The following is a 17,968-nucleotide window of genomic DNA, read 5'->3' on the forward strand; positions in this document are numbered from 1 at the left end:
ATGACCTCCGTCGCCACCCGCATCGACCTGCTGCCCGCCAAGCCCGCGAATCTGCCGGGCGTGCCCCTGACCGGGCAAAGCACGTGCAGCTCGGACCTCGCGACGAACCCGTGGGACTTCGCGCCCGCCGTCTCGGCCGGCTACGGCCCGGGCGCCTCCCAGGACGACGCCGTGCCCACCGGCTCCCCGGCCCAGCCGGTCATCCCCGACGAGTACAAGCAGGCCTCCGCCGAGGAGCTCGACCACCGGATCACGGCCGCCAAGGCGGCACTGGGCGAGCGCGTGGTCGTGCTCGGGCACTTCTACCAGCGCGACGAGATCGTCCAGCACGCCGACTTCCTGGGCGACTCCTTCCAGCTCGCCCGGGCGGCCAGGAGCAAGCCGGAGGCCGAGGCCATCGTCTTCTGCGGCGTGCACTTCATGGCCGAGACCGCCGACATCCTCTCCGGCGACCACCAGTCCGTGGTCCTGCCCAACCTCGCCGCCGGGTGCTCGATGGCCGACATGGCCGACGAGGACTCCGTCGAGGAGGCCTGGGAGCAGCTCATGGACGTCCTCGGGGAGACCGCCGAGGACGGGAGGCAGACGGTCGTCCCCGTCACCTACATGAACTCCTCCGCGGCGCTCAAGGCGTTCTGCGGCCGCCACGGCGGGATCGTGTGCACCTCCTCCAACGCCGCCACGGTGCTGGAGTGGGCGTTCGAGCGCGGGCAGCGCGTGCTGTTCTTCCCCGACCAGCACCTGGGCCGCAACACCGCCAAGGCCATGGGGATCCCGCTCGGGCGGATGCCGATGTGGAACCCCGACAAGGACCTGGGCGGCAACAGCGCGCAGGACCTGCGGGACGCCAAGGTGATCCTGTGGCACGGCTTCTGCTCCGTGCACCGCCGCTTCACCGTGGCCCAGATCGAGCAGGCCCGCGCCGAGCACCCCGGGGTGCGCGTGATCGTCCACCCCGAGTGCCCCATGCCCGTGGTCGACGCCGCCGACGAGCGCGGCTCCACCGACTACATCCGCAAGGCGATCGAGGCCGCCGAGCCCGGGACCACCTTCGCCATCGGCACCGAGGTCAACATGGTCAACCGGCTCGCCGACCAGCACCCCGAGCACACGATCTTCTGCCTCGACCCGGTGGTCTGCCCCTGCTCCACGATGTACCGGATCCACCCCGGCTACCTCGCCTGGGTGCTCGAGGAGCTCGTGGCCGGCCGCGTGATCAACCAGATCACGGTGGATCCCGAGACCGCCCGGGACGCCGAGGTGGCGCTCGAGCGGATGCTGGCGGCGCTGCCGCGGTGACCACGCACCGGACCCCCCGCGTGGTCGTGGTGGGGAGCGGCATCGCCGGCCTCACCGCGGCCCTCGAGGCCTCGGCGCGAGGCCTCGACGTCGTGCTGCTGAGCAAGGCCGGGCTGGCGGACACGAACACCGCCCGGGCCCAGGGCGGGATCGCCGCCATGACGGCGTCCCTGCCCGGTGGACAGGCCGGCGACACCGCCCTCCTCCACGTCCAGGACACCCTGGCCGCCGGGGCCGGGCTCTGCGACGACGACGCCGTGCGCACCCTCGTGCGGGCGTCGGCGGCCGCCGTCTCCGGCCTCGTGGAGCGCGGCGTGGAGTTCGACCGCACCGCCGGCCCGGACTCGCCCTGGGTCGAGGGCCTCGAGGGCGCCCACTCCGTGCCGCGGATCCTGCACGCCGGCGGTGATGCGACCGGGCGGGAGATCGAGCGGGCCCTCCTGGCCGCGGCCCTGGACGCCGAGGCCCGCGGGCGGCTGCGGATCCTGCGGCGGACGATGCTCCTCGACCTCGTCGTCCCGGCCGGGCACCGGGTGACCGGCGTTCTCGTGCTGGAGTCCCCGGACGACCGGGTGCGCCGGCTGCCCGCCGACGCCGTGGTGCTCGCCACCGGCGGGGCCGGCCAGCTCTATCCGCACACCACGAACCCGGCCGTGGCCACCGGCGACGGCATCGCCGCCGCCCTGCGGGCCGGGGCCGCCGTGGCGGACCTCGAGTTCGTCCAGTTCCACCCCACCGCGCTGGCCGCCCCCGGGTGCTTCCTCGTCTCCGAGGCCGTGCGCGGCGAGGGCGCCGTGCTGCGCGACGCCACCGGCCGGCGCTTCCTCGAGGGTGCGCACCCGCGCGCCGAGCTCGCCCCGCGCGACGTCGTGGCCCGCGAGAACGTCCGCCGCTCCCTGGAGCAGGGCGGGCGGCCGGTGCTGCTCGACTGCACCGGGATGCTCCCCCCGGAGGGAGGCCCCCACGCGGGCCGCACGACCGCCGAGTTCCTCGCACGCCGCTTCCCGACCATCGACGCGGCCGTGCGCGCCCACGGGATCGACTGGTCCCGGGAGCCCGTGCCCGTGACCCCGGCGGCGCACTACCTCATGGGCGGGATCGCCACCGACGACGCCGCCCGCACGACCGTCCCCGGCCTCTACGCCGTGGGCGAGTGCGCGGCCACGGGCGTGCACGGGGCCAACCGGCTCGCCTCCAACTCCCTGCTCGAGGGCGCGGTGTTCGGGGCCCGCGTCGCGGCCGCGCTGGCGGCGGACCTGCGGGACGGGCCCGGCCCACGGATCCGTCCCGCTCCGGTCGCCTCCGCCCCCCGGGTCCTGCCGGGAGCGGCGGCGGACGGTCCCGCGTTCGACCGGGGCGGGTTCCAGGCCGCGATGTGGGCCGGCGCCGGCGTGCTGCGCGACGGCCCCGGGCTCGAGGCGCTCGCACGGCGGCTCGCCGCCCTCCGTCCGCCGGTGGGGCTCTCCCGCGCCGCGGTGGAGGACCGGAACCTGCTGGCCGTGGGCCGGGCCCTGGTGGCCGCGGCGCTGCACCGCACCGAGTCCCGCGGGGCGCACCACCGCGCGGACACCCCCGTCCCGGACCCCGTGCAGGCCCGGCGGACCTTCTGGCGCGTGGCGGAGCCGGCCGCAGTCCGGACCGGTACGTCCCTGACCCGTTCATATGCCCCCGACGACATGTTCGAGAGGATCCCCGCATGCTGACCCGAGCCGCCATCACCGAGGTCGTGGAGCGAGGGCTCGCCGAGGACGCCCCCTGGGGGGACATCACCTCGGAGCACCTCATCCCCGCGGCCACCACGGCCCGCGCCGAGCTCGTGGCCCGGGAGGCCGGGGTCTTCTCCGGCGGCCAGGTCTTCGCCGCGACCTTCACCGCCGTGGACCCGGCCGTGGTCGTGGAGCTGCTCCTCGCCGACGGCGACCCCTTCGACGCCGGGGCCGTGCTCGCCACCGTGACCGGGCCCGCCCGCGCCGTGCTCACCGGTGAGCGGGTGGCCCTGAACCTGACGCAGCGGATGTGCGGGATCGCCACGCTCACGGCCCGCTACGTGGCCGCGGTCGAGGAGACCGTGGCCCGCGTGGAGCAGGCCGCGAACCTCCCGCCCGGGACCATCACGCGCACCCGCGTGGCCGACACCCGCAAGACCACCCCGGGGCTGCGGGCGCTGGAGAAGCACGCCGTGCTCAGCGGCGGCGGCCACAACCACCGGCACTCGCTCTCGGACGCCGTGATGGCCAAGGACAACCACCTCGCCCTGCTCACGGCCGACGGGACGGACCTGACCGGCGCGCTGCGCGGGCTGCGCCGCCGCCTGCCCCACACGGTGCACCTCGAGGTCGAGGTGGACCGGCTCGACCAGATCGAGGCGGTCCTGGCCGGCGGGGCGGACACCGTCCTGCTGGACAACTTCTCGGTCGACGACCTGGTCAGCGGTGTCGCCATCATCGACGGGCGCGCGACCGTCGAGGCGTCCGGCGGCGTGAGCCTGGAGACGATCGGGGACATCGCCGCCACCGGGGTGGACGTCGTCTCGGTGGGCGCGCTCACCCACTCGGCCCGGAACCTGGACCTGGGCCTGGACGTCGGGCTGGACTGACCGTGCTGTACCTGGACCACGCCGCGACCACCCCCGTGCGACGGGAGGTGCTCGAGGCCATGTGGCCGTACCTGACCGGGACGTACGGCAACGCGTCGAGCCACCACGAGGCCGGCCGCCGGGCCCTGGCCGGGCTGGACGCGGCCCGCGCGACGGTCGCGGAGGTGCTCGGCTGCCGGCCGGCCGAGGTGGTCTTCACCTCCGGCGGCACGGAGGCCGACAATCTCGCGGTCAAGGGCATCGCCCTGGGCCGGCGCGACCGCGACCCGGGGCGCACGCACGTCGTGACGAGCGCGATCGAGCACTCCGCGGTCCTCGGCTCCGCCCGGGACCTGGCCCGCTGGGACGGCTTCGGGCTCACCGAGCTGGGCGTCTCCTCCGAGGGCCTGGTGGACCCGGCGGAGCTCGCCGGGGCTGTCCGCGCGGACACGGCGGTGGTATCCGTGATGCATGCGAACAACGAGACGGGTGCGGTCCAGGCGATCGCCGAGCTGGCTGCGGTGGCTCGGGCGCGGCAGGTCCCGTTCCATACGGATGCGGTCCAGGCGGCCGGGTCGCTGGAGCTGGACGTACACGCGCTCGACGTGGCGGCGCTGAGCGTCGCCGGGCACAAGATCGGGGCGCCCAAGGGCACCGGCGCGCTCTACCTGCGCCGCGGCACGCCGCTGCGGCCGCTGCTCAGCGGCGGCGGGCACGAGCGCGGCCGGCGCTCCGGGACCTCAGACGTGGCGGGGGCGGTCGGCCTCGCCGTGGCGCTGCGGCTCGCCGCCGAGGAGCGGCCCGCCAAGGCCGCCCGGCTCTGCGCCGTGCGGGACCGGCTGATCGCCGGGATCCTCGCCGCCGTGCCCTCGGCCGTGCTGACCGGTCCCGATCCGCGGCGGCACCCGGCGGCACGGCTGCCGGGCCACGCCTCGTTCTGCTTCCCCGGCGTCAACGGGGAGTCGGTCCTGGTGGACCTGGAGGCCCGCGGGCTGCTCGTCTCCTCCGGCTCGGCCTGCGCCGCCGGGGGCACCGAGCCCTCCCACGTGCTCACCGCCATGGGGTACCCGCCCGAGGTCGCCACCACGGCCGTGCGGTTCACCCTCGGCGCCGACCTCGCGCCGGAGCAGGTGGACGCCGTCGTGGCGGCGACCCGGGACGTCGTCGAACGGCTCTCCCCGGCCCCGGGCTGACCCGCCGGTCCGCTCCCGGTCAGCGGGCGGCCTGCTCGCGCAGGACGTTCTTGCGGATCTTGCCGGACGCGGTCCGGGGCATCTCGGCCACGAGGCTCAGCGTCTTCGGGATCTTGTAGCGGGCCAGCCGGCCCGCGAGGTGCTCCTGGACCTGCTCCGCGGTGAGCTCGTGCCCCTCCCGCGGGACGACGACGGCGTGCGGGACCTCGCCCCACTTCTCGTCGGCCACGCCGATGACCGCGACGGCCGCGACGGCCGGCAGCTCGAGGATCGCCGCCTCGACCTCCGCGGGGTAGATGTTCTCCCCGCCGGAGATGATCATGTCCTTGATCCGGTCGGAGACGAACAGGTAGCCGTCCTCGTCCAGGTAGCCCATGTCCCCGGAGTGGAACCACTCCCCCTCGAAGGAGCCGGCGGCGTCGGGGCGGTTCCAGTACTCCGTGATCACGTTGGGCCCGGAGACGAGGATCTCGCCCTGCTCACCCGGGCCCACCGGCGCCCCCGCGGGATCGGCGATCCTCACGTCGGTGAAGAAGTGCGGCAGCCCGGAGGAGCCCGCCTTCTCCCGCGACTTCGCCGCGGGCAGGTGGGTGGCGCCGGGGGCCGTCTCGGTCATCCCGTAGTTCATGGTGAACGCCAGCCCGCGGCTCTCGTAGGCCTCGAGGACCCGCAGGGGCACGGCCGAGCCGCCGCACGAGAGCTTGGTGAGCGAGGAGAGGTCCGTCGACTCCCACGCCGGGTGCTCGCACAGCAGCTGGAAGGTCGTGGGCACGCCGGAGAGCGAGGTGACCCGGTGCTGCTCGACGAGCTGCAGCACGCGGCCCGGCTCGAACTTCGACTCGAGCACGAGCGTGGCGCCCTTGAGCAGCGCGGGCAGCACCCCCATCCCGAGCGAGGCGACGTGGAACATCGGGGAGATCATGAGCGACACGTCGGTGGAGGCCAGGTCGTAGTCGACCAGGACGTTGAAGCAGTTCCACGTGAAGTTGCCGTGCGTGAGGCAGGCTCCCTTGGGGCGGCCGGTCGTGCCCGAGGTGTAGAGGATGAGGGCGAGGTCGTCGAGCGCCACGGGGACGTCCTGCGTCCAGGGCTGCGCCGCGTCGGCCACCGACGCGAGCGTGGGGACCTCGCCGGCGGTCTCCTCGCCGGCGGTCTCCTCGGCGACGACCCAGCGGGTGAGCCGCGGGAGGCCCCGGGCGGCCGGCTCGGCCAGACCCGTGAGGGCCGCGTCGTGGATCAGCACCGACACGCCCGCGTCCTCGAGCTGGTAGCGGATCTCCGGGGCGGCCAGGCGGGTGTTGAGCGGGACGAGCACCGCCCCGAGCGCGCCCGCCGCGAACAGGACCTGGAGGAACTCGGGGCTGTTCTCCCCGAGGACCGCCACGCGGTCGCCGGGACGCACGCCGTGGGCGGACAGCGCACCCGCCAGCCGGTGGGTCCGGTCGTGCAGCTCGGCGTAGGTGAGGGCGCGCTCCCCGTGGACCACGGCCGTCTTCGGGCCCGACTTCTCCAGCCGGCGGGTCAGCCACGATCCCAGTCCCTGATTGCGCATGCGGTCGCCTCCTGGGGCACTCGTCCATACCAATAGTTGAAAAAATCTATTATTGGTGGGGTCAGACTAGTGAGAGGTGCATCACGTTGTCCAGGGGCGGCGGAGGGTTTCTCCGGGCCCCGTGGACTAGAGGGCCGCCTTCTGCAGGAGGCGGAGCAGGTCCTGGCGCTCGGCCACGGAGAGCCCGTCGAGCGACTCGGCTGCGGCGGCCGCCACGAGCCCCTGGGCCTCGGCGTAGAGCTCCCGGCCCGCCCCCGTGGGCGCCACGATCTTCGAGCGGCGGTCCCGGGGGTCGGTGCGGCGCTCGACGGCGCCCCGCTGCTCGAGCTCGTCGATGATGGAGACGATCTGGCTCGGGTCCAGCACGAGGAACTGGCTGAGCTCCCGCTGGGTGGGCTCCTCCCCGCTGCAGGCCAGCGCCAGCACGGAGTAGTGGCGCACCTTGAGCCCCAGGTCCGCGAGCGCGCGGTTCGCCGCGGCGGAGCCCGTCGAGGCGAGCCGGGCCATGAGGAAGAACGACTCGCCGGCCAGGTCGGTCCTCGCCAGGCGCTCGATGCTGCCGGGGGGAGAGTCGTCCCGGGCGGTGAAGGCGGGCGGCTGTGCGGTCATGGCGGCGGTCCTCCGGCGGGGGCGATGGGTCTCCAGGATAGGAGGGGACGACACCAGCATAGATGGAACTTCTTAACTGTTGACATTTTCAACTAACGGCGGTGGAATGGTCGGGACCCCACAGCGGTGACCGGCGTCACGCACGGCGGCCCCCCGGACCCGAGCACGAGGAGTTCCTCCCATGACCGACAACAGCACCGCACCGCTGACCGGCAAGGTCGCCGTCGTCACCGGCTCCGGCCAGGGCCTCGGCCTGGCCTACGCCCAGGAGCTCGCCCGCCAGGGCGCGGCCGTGGTGATCAACGACGTGGACCAGCAGACCGCCGAGGCCGCGGTGGCCTCCATCACCGGGGCCGGCGGGCGCGCCGTGGCCGTGGTGGCCCCGGTGGGCACCACCGAGACCGCCACCGCCCTGGTCGCCGGCGCCGTGGAGGCGTTCGGGCGCCTGGACGTCCTGGTCACCAACGCCGGGGTGCTGCGCGACAAGTCCCTGCTGAAGATGACCGACGAGGACTTCGACCTGGTGATCCAGGTGCACCTGCGGGGCACCTTCACCTGCGTGCGCGAGGCCTACCGGTACTTCAAGGACAACGGCGTGGCCGGGCGCATCATCACCATCGGTTCCCCCACCGGCCAGTACGGCAACTTCGGGCAGACCAACTACGCCGCCGCCAAGGCCGGCATCGTGGGCATGGTCCGCACCTGGGCCCTGGAGATGAGGAAGGCCGGTGTCACCGCCAACGTCGTCGTCCCCGTGGCCGCCACCGCCATGACCGAGACCATCCCCTACTTCGCCTCCGCCGTCGAGGCCGACCGGGCCGGGGAGCCCATGCCCGCGTTCTTCCGCAAGGAGCTGGGCTTCGGCACCGCCGCCGACGTCGCCGGGCTGGTCGCCTACCTCGCCTCCGACGACGCCGCCGGGATCACCGGCCAGGCCATCGGCGCCGGCGGGGACCGCCTCCAGGTCTTCAGCCACCCCCGGCCCGTGGTCACCGAGTACCGCGACGGCGGCTGGACCTTCGAGGCCCTGCGCGAGCAGCTCCCGGCGATCGTCGCCGGCCACCTCCAGCCGGTCGGGGAGACGTTGCCCCCGCTGCCGGCCGAGCTGCAGCCCTCAGCCCCGGCGAAGCAGGCGTAGGACCCCGCCATGGCCTACGAGTACGGACTGGATCTGGCGTCCCTGGACGCCATCGACATGCACGTGCACATCGAGTGCGACGGCCACGGGCACCCGTCGCTGCCGGCGGCGCTGACCGAGGCGTCCGCCAAGTACTTCAAGGCGGAGGACCGCTCCCCGTCCCTGGACACCGTCGCGGAGCGCTACCGGCAGTGGAACATGGCCGCCGTGGTGTTCACCGTGGACGCCACCACCGCCCTGGGGCATGCGCCCAACTCCATCGAGGAGATCGCCGAAGGGGCCGCGCGCAACAACGACGTGCTCATCCCCTTCGGCTCCGTGGACCCGCACCAGGGTGCCGCGGCGGTGGAGCGGGCGAAGAAGCTCGTGGAGCACCACGGGGTGAAGGGCTTCAAGTTCCACCCCTCCCTGCAGGGCTTCGATCCCTCGGACCAGCGCTTCTACCCCCTCTACGAGGCGATCCAGGCCCTCGGCGTGCCGGCGCTGTTCCACACCGGGCAGAACGGCATGGGCGCGGGCCTGCCCGGCGGCTACGGGATCAAGCTGGCCTACTCCAACCCGCTGCTGCTGGACGCGGTGGCCGCGGACTTCCCCGAGCTGCAGGTGATCATGGCCCACCCCTCGGTGCCGTGGCAGGAGGAGGCCAACTCCATCGCCACGCACAAGGCCAACGTGTGGATCGACCTCTCCGGCTGGTCGCCCAAGTACTTCCCGGAGTCCCTGGTGAAGGCCTCCAACGCGATGCTCCAGGACAAGGTCCTCTTCGGCACCGACTACCCGCTGATCACCCCGCAGAAGTGGCTGGGCGCCTTCGAGCAGCAGTCCTTCAAGGACGAGGTCCGCCCGAAGATCCTCAAGGACAACGCGGTGCGCCTGCTGGGCCTGGACGGAGCCGCGTCGTGAGCGCACAGCCCGGGCGGACCCGCCTCTACGCGGACTGCGACCCCTACGGGGTCGAGAACCGGCTGACCGAGGCGGAGAAGGCGCCGCTGCACCGGCTGCGCCGCGTGCTCGAGGACGAAGTCCGCCCGCTGCTGGCCGAGTACTGGGAGGCCGGCGAGTTCCCCGACCAGATCGCCCCGTCGCTGCGCGCCCTGGACCTCATGGCCCCGCCCGAGCTCACCGCCGGCGGCGGAACCCCCCGCTCGCTCTACCACGGGTTCCGGACCTTCGAGCTCGCCCGCACGGACGCCTCCGTCGCCACGTTCTACACCGCCCAGGCCGGGCTGTTCCGCACGGCCTGCCGCGTGGGGGCCACGCCCGAGCAGTTCGCGCAGTGGGACCCGAGGATCACGGCCTTCGAGATGACCGGCGTGTTCTGCCTGACCGAGCCCGACCACGGCTCCGACATCGCCGGCGGCCTGGCCACCACGGCCCGGCGCGAGGGCGACCAGTGGGTGCTCACCGGCGCGAAGCGCTGGATCGGGGGCGCCTTCACCGCGGACCTCCTGGCCGTCTTCGCCCGCGACGAGGCCGACGGGCAGGTCAAGGGCTTCCTCGTGGATCGGCAGGCCCCCGGCGTGCGGCTGGAGAAGATCCGCGGCAAGACCTCCCTGCGCATGATGCAGAACGCCGACATCCACCTCGACGGCGCCCGGGTGCCCGAGTCCATGCGGCTGGGCCGGGTGAACTCCTTCAAGGACGTCGCCGCGATGCTGCGCGCCATGCGCTCGGACGTCGCGTGGATCGCCACCGGCGTCCAGGCCGGCGCCTACGAGGCCGCCCTGCGCTACGTGCGGGAGCGGGAGCAGTTCGGGCGCTCCCTCGGCAGCTTCCAGCTGGTCCAGGAGAAGCTGGCCCGCATGCTCGGCAACGTCACGGCGTCGCTGGCCATGGTCGCCGGCCTGGCCGAGCAGCAGCAGCAGGGCGTCTACCGGGACGAGGACTCCGCCCTGGCGAAGATGTGGATCAGCCTGCGCATGCGCGAGACCGTCGCCCTGGCCCGCGAGCTCGCCGGGGGCAACGGCATCACCCTGGCCCACGACGTCGCGCGCTTCCACGCCGACGCCGAGTCCGTCTACTCCTACGAGGGCACCCACGAGATCAACGCGCTCGTGGTCGGCCGCTCGCTCACCGGACGCAGCGCGTTCGCCTGAGCCGCTCCGCACCACCATCCGCACCACGGCCCGACACGACACCACGCAAGGACATCCCATGACCCAGCCCCAGCCCGCCGCACAGACCCAGCCGCAGACCGTCGTCGCCCTCGACCAGGTCAAGGACCTTATCGGCACCAACCTCGGCCACTCCGCCTGGCGGGAGATCACCCAGGAGCAGGTGAACACCTTCGCCGAGGCCACCGACGACCACCAGTGGATCCACGTCGACCCGGAGCGGGCCAAGGAGGGCCCCTTCGGCGCCCCGATCGCCCACGGCTTCCTGACGCTGTCCCTGCTCATCCCCATGTGGTCCGAGCTCTTCGACGTCACCGGCGTGCGGACCAAGGTCAACTACGGCCTGGACAAGGTCCGCTTCACCTCGCCGGTCAGGGTGGGCTCGCGGATCCGCATGACGGTCACGATCACCGACGTCCAGGAGGTCAAGGGCAACGGCCTGCACCTGGTGGCCGACGGCACGATCGAGATCGAGGGCGAGGAGCGGCCCGCGGTCGTCGCGACGTTCCTCAACCGCTTCTACGCCTGAGCGCGGGCCCCGGTCCCGCAGCGGCACAGGACCCCCGGACCGTGCGGTCCGGGGGTCCTGCTCGCGGCTGCCGGCGCGGTCCGCGCCGGCGGTGCGGGTGGGATCAGATGATCGACTTGGCCCCGGCGCGCGCGGCCTCGAAGCGGGCCTGGACGTCGGCCCAGTTGACGATGTTCCACCAGGCCTTGACGTAGTCGGCCTTGACGTTCTGGTAGTCGAGGTAGAAGGCGTGCTCCCACATGTCCAGCTGCAGCAGCGGGATCGTGGCGACCGGCACGCCGTTCTGCTGGTCGTACATCTGCTCGATGACCAGGTTGCCGCCGATCGGCTCGTAGGCGAGGATCGCCCAGCCCGAGCCCTGGATGGTGGTGGCCGCAGCGGTGAAGTGGCCGCGGAAGCCGTCGAAGGACCCGAAGTGGTCGTCGATGGCGGCCGCCAGCTCGCCCTCGGGCTTGTCGCCGCCCTCCGGGGAGAGGTTCTGCCAGAACACCGAGTGGTTGACGTGCCCGCCCAGGTTGAACTGCAGGTCCTTGGACAGCTTGGCCGCCGCGGCGCCGTCGCCGTTGGCGCGGGCCTCCGCCATCTTCTCCAGGGCGGTGTTGGCGCCCGCCACGTAGGTGGCGTGGTGCTTGTCGTGGTGCAGCTCCATGATGCGGGCGGAGATGTGCGGCTCCAGCGCGGCGTAGTCGTAGGGGAGATCGGGAAGGGTGTACTTCTCGGCCATAGGAGAGTCCTTTCGATAGCTGTCGTGTGGTCCCACCCTCGTCCCGCCCGCGACGGGGGGTCAAGGAGGTTCCGCCACCAGCGTACGGTGCCCGCCCGGTCGGGGACGGCGGGGCCTCAGAAGAACTCGGGCGGCGGATCCTGCGTGCAGCGCGGCGGGTGCGGGGTCAGCACCGACGGCACCGTGAACTCGAACTGCCCGGTCTCCAGCAGCCGCTTGAGCGTCTCGAGGTTGCGCCGCACGTTGCGCCGCGAGGTCGCCTCGACGGCGGGGGTCAGCCACGCCTTGGACTGGGTGCAGCGGGCGTCGAGGACCGTCTCGATCCGGGTGCCGCCGTCCGTGGCGTCCCAGCGGGTGTCCACGAACAGGTCGACCAGTCCCCGGGTGGTGCGCATGGCGACGTTCCGGCCCGGGACGTGCTCGGAGACGATGGTCACGTAGGGGAAGCGGAGGGGTCCGTAGCGGCCGGTGAACTCCAGGCACGTACCGGTCTGGAGCACCGGGGTGCTGGCCCGCACCTCTCCGCGCACGCCGCGGTGCCACGCGGCGAAGCACCCCGGGTCCAGCAGGAACCGCTCGACCAGGCCGGCCTCGGCCGCCACGAGCGTGCTCCCGACCACGCGGAACGTCGCGGAACCCTGGGCCATGGCATCCTCCGTCGCTCCCCGTCGGTCCGGCGCCCGCGCAGCACGGGGGTGCACACGGCGGGCAGCGCGTTCACATGTGCACACATCTACTGTACCGAGGAGCCGGGTCCGGGCACAGCGGCTCCGTGCACATCCCGTGGAGAAGGTTGTCCACAGGTGTGGACGACCGTGTGAAAAAAGCCCCCGCCGGCCGGACGGGGACCGCTAGCGCCGCGCCGCGGCAGGCCCGCGCCGGGCCGGCCACCCCGGCGGAGGCACGATTCCACCGGTGCAGGTTATCCACCCTGTGGACGAGCGCTGTGGACAAGCTGTGGGCAGCTGCGGGTAGGACCACCCGGGCGCCGCCCCGGAGGGGGCACGCCGCCGCCCGTCCACGGAAACGGGGACGACAGGGCGGTCGGCGGTCCGCCGGACGAGGGACGTCTAGCGCCGGGGCCGCGCCCGGGCGAGCACGCAGAGCCCGGCGCAGCCCAGGTAGCAGCCGAGCACCACGGCCCAGCCGGCGCCGAAGGAACCGGTGAGCTGGACGACACCGCCCATGACCAGGGGGCCGCTGCAGAACCCGGCGTAGAGGCCCCTGGTCACGACCCCGGAGGACGCTCCCACCCGGTCGGCGGGCACCGCCCGCATCGCCCCGGACATCACCACCACGCTCACCGCGAGCGCGGCCCCGCCGTGCAGCACCGCGGCGGGCCACACGGCCCACGCGAAGCCGGGGACCAGGGGCGCGGCCAGCAGCAGCACGGCGCTCACGGCCGCGCCCAGGGCCATGAGCAGGAGCAGCAGGAAGCCGTCGGTCCCGGGCCGGTCCATGACGCGGGCCCACAGGACGCGGGAGGCGATGCCCAGCAGCGCGGAGACCGACACCGTGGCCCCCGCGGTGACGAGGTCGAACCCGAGCGCCCGGTGGGCGAACAGGGGCAGGTACACGTTGCCCGCCTGCATCCCGAGCCCCATCAGCGCGGCGGCCGCGGCGTACGCGTGGACGACGCCGGGCATCCGGGCCCGGACCGGGCCGGGGCGGGGCGCGGGTGCCCGTGCCGCGCCCGGGTCGCCGTGGTTGTCCGGGACCGTGGCCCACCCGTGCACGAGCAGGGCGAGGGTGAGGACCACGGCCACGACGACGGCGGCCCGCCAGCCGAGCAGCAGCCCGAGCACGGGGAAGCTCAGGCCCGCCACGAGCTGCGCGGCCTGCACCCCGGCCTGCTTGACCCCCAGCCAGCTCGCGCGCCGGGTGGCGGGCACGTGCAGGCGGATGAGCCGGTTGGTGGCGGGGTTGGCCATCACCTGGCCGAGCCCGGAGAGGACCATGGCCGCGAGCAGCACCGCGTAGTCCGGGGCGAGGGCGGAGAGGACCATCGACGCGGCGGCCCCGCCGAAGATGACGGCCAGCAGGGTGCGGGCCCTCAGCCGGTCCGTCCAGCGCCCCGTGCGCACGGCCGTGGTGGCGGCGGTGAAGAAGGTCACCGCCGCGAGCAGCCCGAACTGGCCCTCCGTGATCCCCAGGTCGGCGATGACCAGCGGGGCCATGGCCGAGAGACTGTGGTTGAGCAGGGGGCCCACCGCCATGGTCGCGACGAGCACGACCATGAGACCGGGCCCGGGCGCCGCCGTGCCCGCCGGCCGGCTCACCGGCCCTCCTCGGGGGCCCGGCCCTCGGCGGCCCGCAGCCCCACGACGCAGGCGACGATCCCGGCGAGGAACAGGGTCTTCAGCGGCGACAGCTGCTCCTGTCCCGTGGCGACGGCCCACGCGACGGTCAGCACCGCGCCGATGCCGGTCCACACGGCGTAGGCGGTGCCCATGGGGATGGTCCGGGCGGCCCGGCCCAGGGTCAGCATGCTCAGGGCGAGCGCGAGGGCGAACACCACGGTCGGACCCGGCCGGCCTAAGCCCTGGGAGGCGCCCAGGGCCGTGGCCCACACCGCCTCCAGGATCCCGCTGAGCACGAGCAGGGCCCAGGCCCGGGAGCGCCGGGCCCCCGCGGCGGAGGAGTCAGCCGACAAGCTTGAGCCCGATCACGCAGCCGATGATGCCGAGCACCAGGAGGACCTTGGCGGGCGTCGCGGACTCCCGGCCGGTCAGCATCGACCAGGCGACGGTCAGGGCGCCCCCGATGCCGGCCCACACCGCGTACGCGGTGCCGGTGGGCACGGACGTCATGGCGTGGGCGAGGCCCAGCATGCTCGCGGTCGCGGCCACGGCGAACACCGCGACGGGCACGGGCCGGCGCAGGCCCTCGGACGCGGCGAGGGCGGAGGCCCACACCGCCTCCAGCACGCCGGAGAGCACCAGCACGATCCACGCGCCCACAGGTCAGCTCTTCGGCACGGCCCGGACCCACAGGAACCCGTGGGCGTCGAGCAGCACGCCGTTGCGCAGGTCGAGCTCGGTGTTGCCGTGCAGCTCGACCGCCTGGGGCAGGAAGCCGGAGAGGGTCTCGCCCGTGACGAACTGGGACCAGTCCGAGAAGTTCGCCAGGCACAGCACCACCGTGTTGACGCCGGGGCGCTGGTAGCCGAGCACGTGGGGGTTGCGGGCGTCGAAGGGCACGAGCGCGTTGCCGTCGAACTCGGGGGCGTTCCGGCGGACCTCGACCATCCGGCGGATGCCGCCGAAGATCCGGCCCTGCACCGAGAAGAGGTCGTGGCGGCGCTCGTAGTCCTGCACCGGCCGGGGCGGGCGGTGCACCCACCGGGCGTCGCCGGCGTGGGCGGGGTCCTGGTCCCAGGCCGGGTCGTTGAGCTGGCCGACCTCGTCGCCGAGGTAGAGCAGGGGCACCCCGCCGGTGCTCATCGCCACGGAGTGGGCCAGCAGGATCCGGTCCACGGCGGGGCCGGGCTCCGTGGCGAGGCCCAGCAGCGAGGCCGTGGTGCCGCACACCCGGCAGTCGCCCGTGCGCGGGTTCTCCTGGAACGGCACGCCGTCGGCGAAGCTGCCGGGGAAGCGGCCGGTGTAGAAGGCGTTGAGGAAACGGCGGTGGTCGTGGCCGTTGACGCCGAGCCGGGCGGCGTCCTCGTCGGAGAACGTCCAGCCGATGTCGTCGTGGCCGCGGACGTAGTCCACCCACGCGGTGCCCGGGGGCAGGGCGTGGCGCTCCGCGAGCGCCTGCGCCAGCAGCTTCGGCTCGCGGGTGGCCATCGCCTCCCACGTGAGGGCCATCTGCAGGGGGTTGTAGGAGAGCTGGCACTGGCCGGGCTCGATGTAGCGGGCGACCTCGTCCGGGTGCACGATGGCCTCGGACTTGAAGAGCACCGACGGCGCGGCGATCCGGCACACGGCGTTGAACGCGCGCAGCAGCACGTGCGCCTGGGGGAGGGACTCGCAGGGGGTGCCCAGCTGCTTCCAGATGAACGCGACCGCGTCCATCCGCAGCACCTCGACGCCCTGCGCGGCGAGGAAGAGCATCTCCGCCGCCATGGCGCGGAAGACCGCCGGGTTCGCGTAGTTGAGGTCCCACTGGAACGAGTAGAAGGTGCTCCACACCCAGCGGGGGTCGTCCTCGTGCGCCCGGACCCGTGTGAAGGAGCCCGGGTGGTCGTCGGGGAAGATCTCGCGGGTGGTGCGCTCGAACTGCTCCGGCACGGTGCGGTCCGGGAAGATCCAGTAGTAGTCCTCGTACTCGCGCTCGCCGGCGGCCGCCCGCCGCGCCCACTCGTGCTCGTTCGAGGTGTGGTTGAAGACGAAGTCGAGGACCAGGCTGATGCCGTGGCGGCGCAGCTCCCGGCCCAGCTCGGCGAGCTCCTCCATGGTGCCCAGCCGGGGGTCCACCCGGCGGTAGGAGGAGACGGCGTAGCCGCCGTCCGAGTTGCCCTCGGGCGCCTCGAACAGGGGCATGAGGTGCAGGTACGTCAGGCCGAGCTCCTGGAAGTACGGGATCCGGTCGCGGATCCCCTGCAGGCTCCCGGCGTAGCGGTCCACGTAGCAGACGCCGCCGAGCATCTGCCGCGAGCCGAACCACGCGGGGTCCTGCTCGCGCCGGGCGTCGAGCTCCTTGAGGTCCTCCGGGCGCTCCTGCCAGGAGCGCAGCAGCAGCAGGGCCAGCTCCGTGAGCTGGTCCAGGAAGTCCTCGCGCCTGCCGTAGATCTCGGCGAAGAGGAGGGTGAGCCGGGGGAAGTGCGCGTCGAACCGGCGCGCGAAGTCCTCCCACCCGGGACCCGGTGCGCGGCGGCCCTGGATCCGCTGGCGCACGCACGCGGTGATGACGCGCGCCTGGTTCTCCGGTGACAGCCCGGGCATCCCGGACGGACTGGTGTTCGGCACACTGCTCCCTCGGTCGTCCGCCCCGGGGAGGGGGCGGTCTCCGAGCTCGAGATCCTCCTTGACGCCGAGCCCACGAATCGGTTCCGGGCACACCCCGGCCGCTGCGGCGAGGGGGTGGCCCGCCTCTCAGCATACTGATGTGCCCGCGCCATTTCAGCGGATGACCGGCGCGCTCTCCTCACACCTGTGCACAGAGTTCTCCACAGGTGTGGACACGGTGTGGGGAAACCGGCGGCGGACCGGCCCCGGCTCCCTGTCGCCCCACGTCAGGCGGGGACCGCCGGGGGCCCGGGGCTGGGGACGGCGTGTGGACAAGGCTGTGCAGCGCGCCGGGTGCGTCCCCGGCTCAGTACCCGTTGGCGGAGAGCCACTCCTGTGCGGCGTCGGCGGGGCTGGCCTGCTCCTCCCCGCCGACCTTCCGGTTGAGGTCGGTGAGGTCCTCCGTGGTGAGCTTCGCGGAGAGCCCGTCGAGGGCCTCCACCGCCTCCGGGGACAGCCGGTCCTCGGCCGCCAGCGGGAGCACCTGCTGGGCGATGAAGAGGTTCTCCGGGTCCTCCAGCACCACGAGGTCGTTGTCGGCGATGGCCGGCGTGGTCGTGAAGATGTCCGCGACCTGCACGTCCCCGTCGAGGAGGGCCTGGACGGTCAGGGGCCCGGCGGCGTCGTTGATCGCCTCGAAGGACCTCGGCACGCAGCCGTACTTCTCCTCGAGGCCGGGCAGGCCGTAGGCGCGCTCGGCGAACTCGGGCGGGCCGCCGATCACCAGCTGGTCGCAGACCTCGGCCATGTCGACGATGCTCGTCAGCCCGTAGCGGTCCGCGGTCTGCCGGGTGACGACCATGGCGTCCTTGTTCTGCGCCTCGGCGGGCTCGAGCACCGTGAGGCCCTCGGGCAGCGCGTCCGGCAGGGCGGTCACGATCTCCTCGGCGGAGCTCGCGGTGGCCTCGGGGTCGGCGAAGAGGAGCAGGTTGCCGGAGTAGTCCGGGACCACGTCCACGGACCCGTCCTGGACCGCCCCCACGTACGCCTCGCGGGCGCCGATGCCGGGGCTCGTCTCCGCCTCGATCCCGGCGGACTCCAGCGCCCCGGCGTAGAGCTCGGCCACGATCTGGCTCTCGGTGAAGTCCGCGGAGCCCACGGTCACGGTCTCCCCGGAGGCCGCCGTGGTCCCGGCGTCCCCGGCGAGGGGGTCGCCGCTCGAGCCGCAGGCGGTCACGCCCAGCAGCAGGGCCGCGAGCACGGCGGGCGCGGCGAGCCGCAGGCGGGAGGCGGGAGCAGGGGTCATGGTGGTTCTCCTGTCGGTCGGTGCGGGCGGGTCGGGCGCG

17 protein-coding genes are annotated in these 17,968 nt (G+C 73.6%); 8 read left to right on the forward strand and 9 right to left on the reverse strand.

From position 1 onward, the window contains the following. Genes nadA through ACYSMR_RS08855 form a run of 4 tightly spaced genes read left to right on the forward strand, consistent with a single transcriptional unit; the run spans nucleotide 1 to nucleotide 5,067 of the window. Nucleotides 1-1,299, forward strand: a complete 1,299-nt coding sequence (gene nadA, locus ACYSMR_RS08840; RefSeq protein WP_461747973.1) for a quinolinate synthase NadA — start codon at nucleotides 1-3, stop codon at nucleotides 1,297-1,299. After that, nucleotides 1,296-3,002, forward strand: coding sequence for an L-aspartate oxidase (gene nadB, locus ACYSMR_RS08845; protein ID WP_461747974.1), 1,707 nt, complete (start codon nucleotides 1,296-1,298; stop codon nucleotides 3,000-3,002). Before nadA ends, nadB begins: the two co-directional genes overlap by 4 nt. After that, entirely contained in the window at nucleotides 2,996-3,895 is a 900-nt protein-coding gene (gene nadC / locus ACYSMR_RS08850; RefSeq protein WP_309125083.1) for a carboxylating nicotinate-nucleotide diphosphorylase, read from the forward strand. The genes nadB and nadC overlap by 7 nt, the downstream gene beginning before the upstream one ends. Before the next feature lie 2 nt (nucleotides 3,896-3,897). After that, nucleotides 3,898-5,067, forward strand: coding sequence for a cysteine desulfurase family protein (locus ACYSMR_RS08855; RefSeq protein ID WP_461747975.1), 1,170 nt, complete (start codon nucleotides 3,898-3,900; stop codon nucleotides 5,065-5,067). 19 nt (nucleotides 5,068-5,086) lie between these two features. Here the strand turns inward: ACYSMR_RS08855 and menE are convergent, their stop codons facing one another. Together menE and ACYSMR_RS08865 are read right to left on the reverse strand one after the other, a co-directional pair. Continuing rightward, a complete protein-coding gene (gene menE, locus ACYSMR_RS08860; protein WP_461747976.1) occupies nucleotides 5,087-6,619 on the reverse strand; it encodes an o-succinylbenzoate--CoA ligase in 1,533 nt (510 codons plus the stop codon). Between the two features lie 126 nt (nucleotides 6,620-6,745). Beyond that, on the reverse strand, nucleotides 6,746-7,228 hold the full coding sequence (locus ACYSMR_RS08865; protein ID WP_461747977.1) for a MarR family winged helix-turn-helix transcriptional regulator: 483 nt from the start codon (nucleotides 7,226-7,228) through the stop codon (nucleotides 6,746-6,748). 181 nt (nucleotides 7,229-7,409) lie between these two features. On the opposite strand from ACYSMR_RS08865, the gene ACYSMR_RS08870 reads away from it, so the two are divergent. From ACYSMR_RS08870 to ACYSMR_RS08885, 4 genes are read left to right on the forward strand one after another with little or no spacing between them, the layout of a single operon-like run. After that, nucleotides 7,410-8,366, forward strand: a complete 957-nt coding sequence (locus ACYSMR_RS08870; protein ID WP_309125079.1) for an SDR family NAD(P)-dependent oxidoreductase — start codon at nucleotides 7,410-7,412, stop codon at nucleotides 8,364-8,366. A gap of 9 nt (nucleotides 8,367-8,375) precedes the next feature. After that, nucleotides 8,376-9,269 carry an amidohydrolase family protein gene (locus ACYSMR_RS08875; RefSeq protein ID WP_461747978.1) on the forward strand — a complete coding sequence of 298 codons (894 nt, stop codon included), beginning with the start codon at nucleotides 8,376-8,378 and terminating at the stop codon, nucleotides 9,267-9,269. After that, on the forward strand, nucleotides 9,266-10,462 hold the full coding sequence (locus ACYSMR_RS08880; protein WP_461747979.1) for an acyl-CoA dehydrogenase family protein: 1,197 nt from the start codon (nucleotides 9,266-9,268) through the stop codon (nucleotides 10,460-10,462). The genes ACYSMR_RS08875 and ACYSMR_RS08880 overlap by 4 nt, the downstream gene beginning before the upstream one ends. Nucleotides 10,463-10,520: 58 nt before the next feature. Then, entirely contained in the window at nucleotides 10,521-11,009 is a 489-nt protein-coding gene (locus tag ACYSMR_RS08885) for a MaoC family dehydratase (protein ID WP_309125076.1), read from the forward strand. A 103-nt stretch (nucleotides 11,010-11,112) separates the two neighbouring features. Here the strand turns inward: ACYSMR_RS08885 and ACYSMR_RS08890 are convergent, their stop codons facing one another. The 7 genes from ACYSMR_RS08890 to ACYSMR_RS08920 all read right to left on the reverse strand — a co-directional run bounded on the left by ACYSMR_RS08890 (nucleotide 11,113) and on the right by ACYSMR_RS08920 (nucleotide 17,928). Beyond that, entirely contained in the window at nucleotides 11,113-11,733 is a 621-nt protein-coding gene (locus ACYSMR_RS08890) for a superoxide dismutase (protein WP_461747980.1), read from the reverse strand. 116 nt (nucleotides 11,734-11,849) lie between these two features. Further along, entirely contained in the window at nucleotides 11,850-12,380 is a 531-nt protein-coding gene (locus ACYSMR_RS08895; RefSeq protein WP_251333786.1) for an SRPBCC family protein, read from the reverse strand. 423 nt (nucleotides 12,381-12,803) lie between these two features. Further along, complete coding sequence (locus ACYSMR_RS08900) at nucleotides 12,804-14,012, reverse strand: MFS transporter (protein WP_461747981.1); 1,209 nt, start codon at nucleotides 14,010-14,012, stop codon at nucleotides 12,804-12,806. Next, nucleotides 14,009-14,386, reverse strand: a complete 378-nt coding sequence (locus ACYSMR_RS08905) for a DMT family transporter (RefSeq protein WP_461747982.1) — start codon at nucleotides 14,384-14,386, stop codon at nucleotides 14,009-14,011. The genes ACYSMR_RS08900 and ACYSMR_RS08905 overlap by 4 nt, the downstream gene beginning before the upstream one ends. Further along, nucleotides 14,376-14,693 (reverse strand): DMT family transporter, encoded by a 318-nt coding sequence (locus tag ACYSMR_RS08910; protein WP_251333789.1) that lies wholly within the window; start codon nucleotides 14,691-14,693, stop codon nucleotides 14,376-14,378. Before ACYSMR_RS08910 ends, ACYSMR_RS08905 begins: the two co-directional genes overlap by 11 nt. Before the next feature lie 3 nt (nucleotides 14,694-14,696). Continuing rightward, a complete protein-coding gene (locus ACYSMR_RS08915; protein ID WP_309125073.1) occupies nucleotides 14,697-16,619 on the reverse strand; it encodes an amylosucrase in 1,923 nt (640 codons plus the stop codon). Nucleotides 16,620-16,989: 370 nt separating this feature from the next. Next, the gene (locus ACYSMR_RS08920; RefSeq protein WP_251333790.1) at nucleotides 16,990-17,928 is read right to left on the reverse strand and encodes an ABC transporter substrate-binding protein; all 939 of its coding nucleotides are present in this window, start codon (nucleotides 17,926-17,928) and stop codon (nucleotides 16,990-16,992) included. Nucleotides 17,929-17,968: the final 40 nt, after the last annotated feature.

It is taken from the genome of Kocuria sp. U4B, from assembly GCF_054875615.1.

Coding starts and splice junctions, on each gene's coding strand:
- nadA (WP_461747973.1), top strand. CDS start 1: ATGACCTCCGTCGCCACCCGCATCGACCTGCTGCCCGCCAAGCCCGCG.
- nadC (WP_309125083.1), top strand. CDS start 2,996: ATGCTGACCCGAGCCGCCATCACCGAGGTCGTGGAGCGAGGGCTCGCC.
- menE (WP_461747976.1), bottom strand. CDS start 6,619: ATGCGCAATCAGGGACTGGGATCGTGGCTGACCCGCCGGCTGGAGAAG.
- ACYSMR_RS08865 (WP_461747977.1), bottom strand. CDS start 7,228: ATGACCGCACAGCCGCCCGCCTTCACCGCCCGGGACGACTCTCCCCCC.
- ACYSMR_RS08870 (WP_309125079.1), top strand. CDS start 7,410: ATGACCGACAACAGCACCGCACCGCTGACCGGCAAGGTCGCCGTCGTC.
- ACYSMR_RS08875 (WP_461747978.1), top strand. CDS start 8,376: ATGGCCTACGAGTACGGACTGGATCTGGCGTCCCTGGACGCCATCGAC.
- ACYSMR_RS08885 (WP_309125076.1), top strand. CDS start 10,521: ATGACCCAGCCCCAGCCCGCCGCACAGACCCAGCCGCAGACCGTCGTC.
- ACYSMR_RS08890 (WP_461747980.1), bottom strand. CDS start 11,733: ATGGCCGAGAAGTACACCCTTCCCGATCTCCCCTACGACTACGCCGCG.
- ACYSMR_RS08895 (WP_251333786.1), bottom strand. CDS start 12,380: ATGGCCCAGGGTTCCGCGACGTTCCGCGTGGTCGGGAGCACGCTCGTG.
- ACYSMR_RS08915 (WP_309125073.1), bottom strand. CDS start 16,619: ATGCCCGGGCTGTCACCGGAGAACCAGGCGCGCGTCATCACCGCGTGC.
- ACYSMR_RS08920 (WP_251333790.1), bottom strand. CDS start 17,928: ATGACCCCTGCTCCCGCCTCCCGCCTGCGGCTCGCCGCGCCCGCCGTG.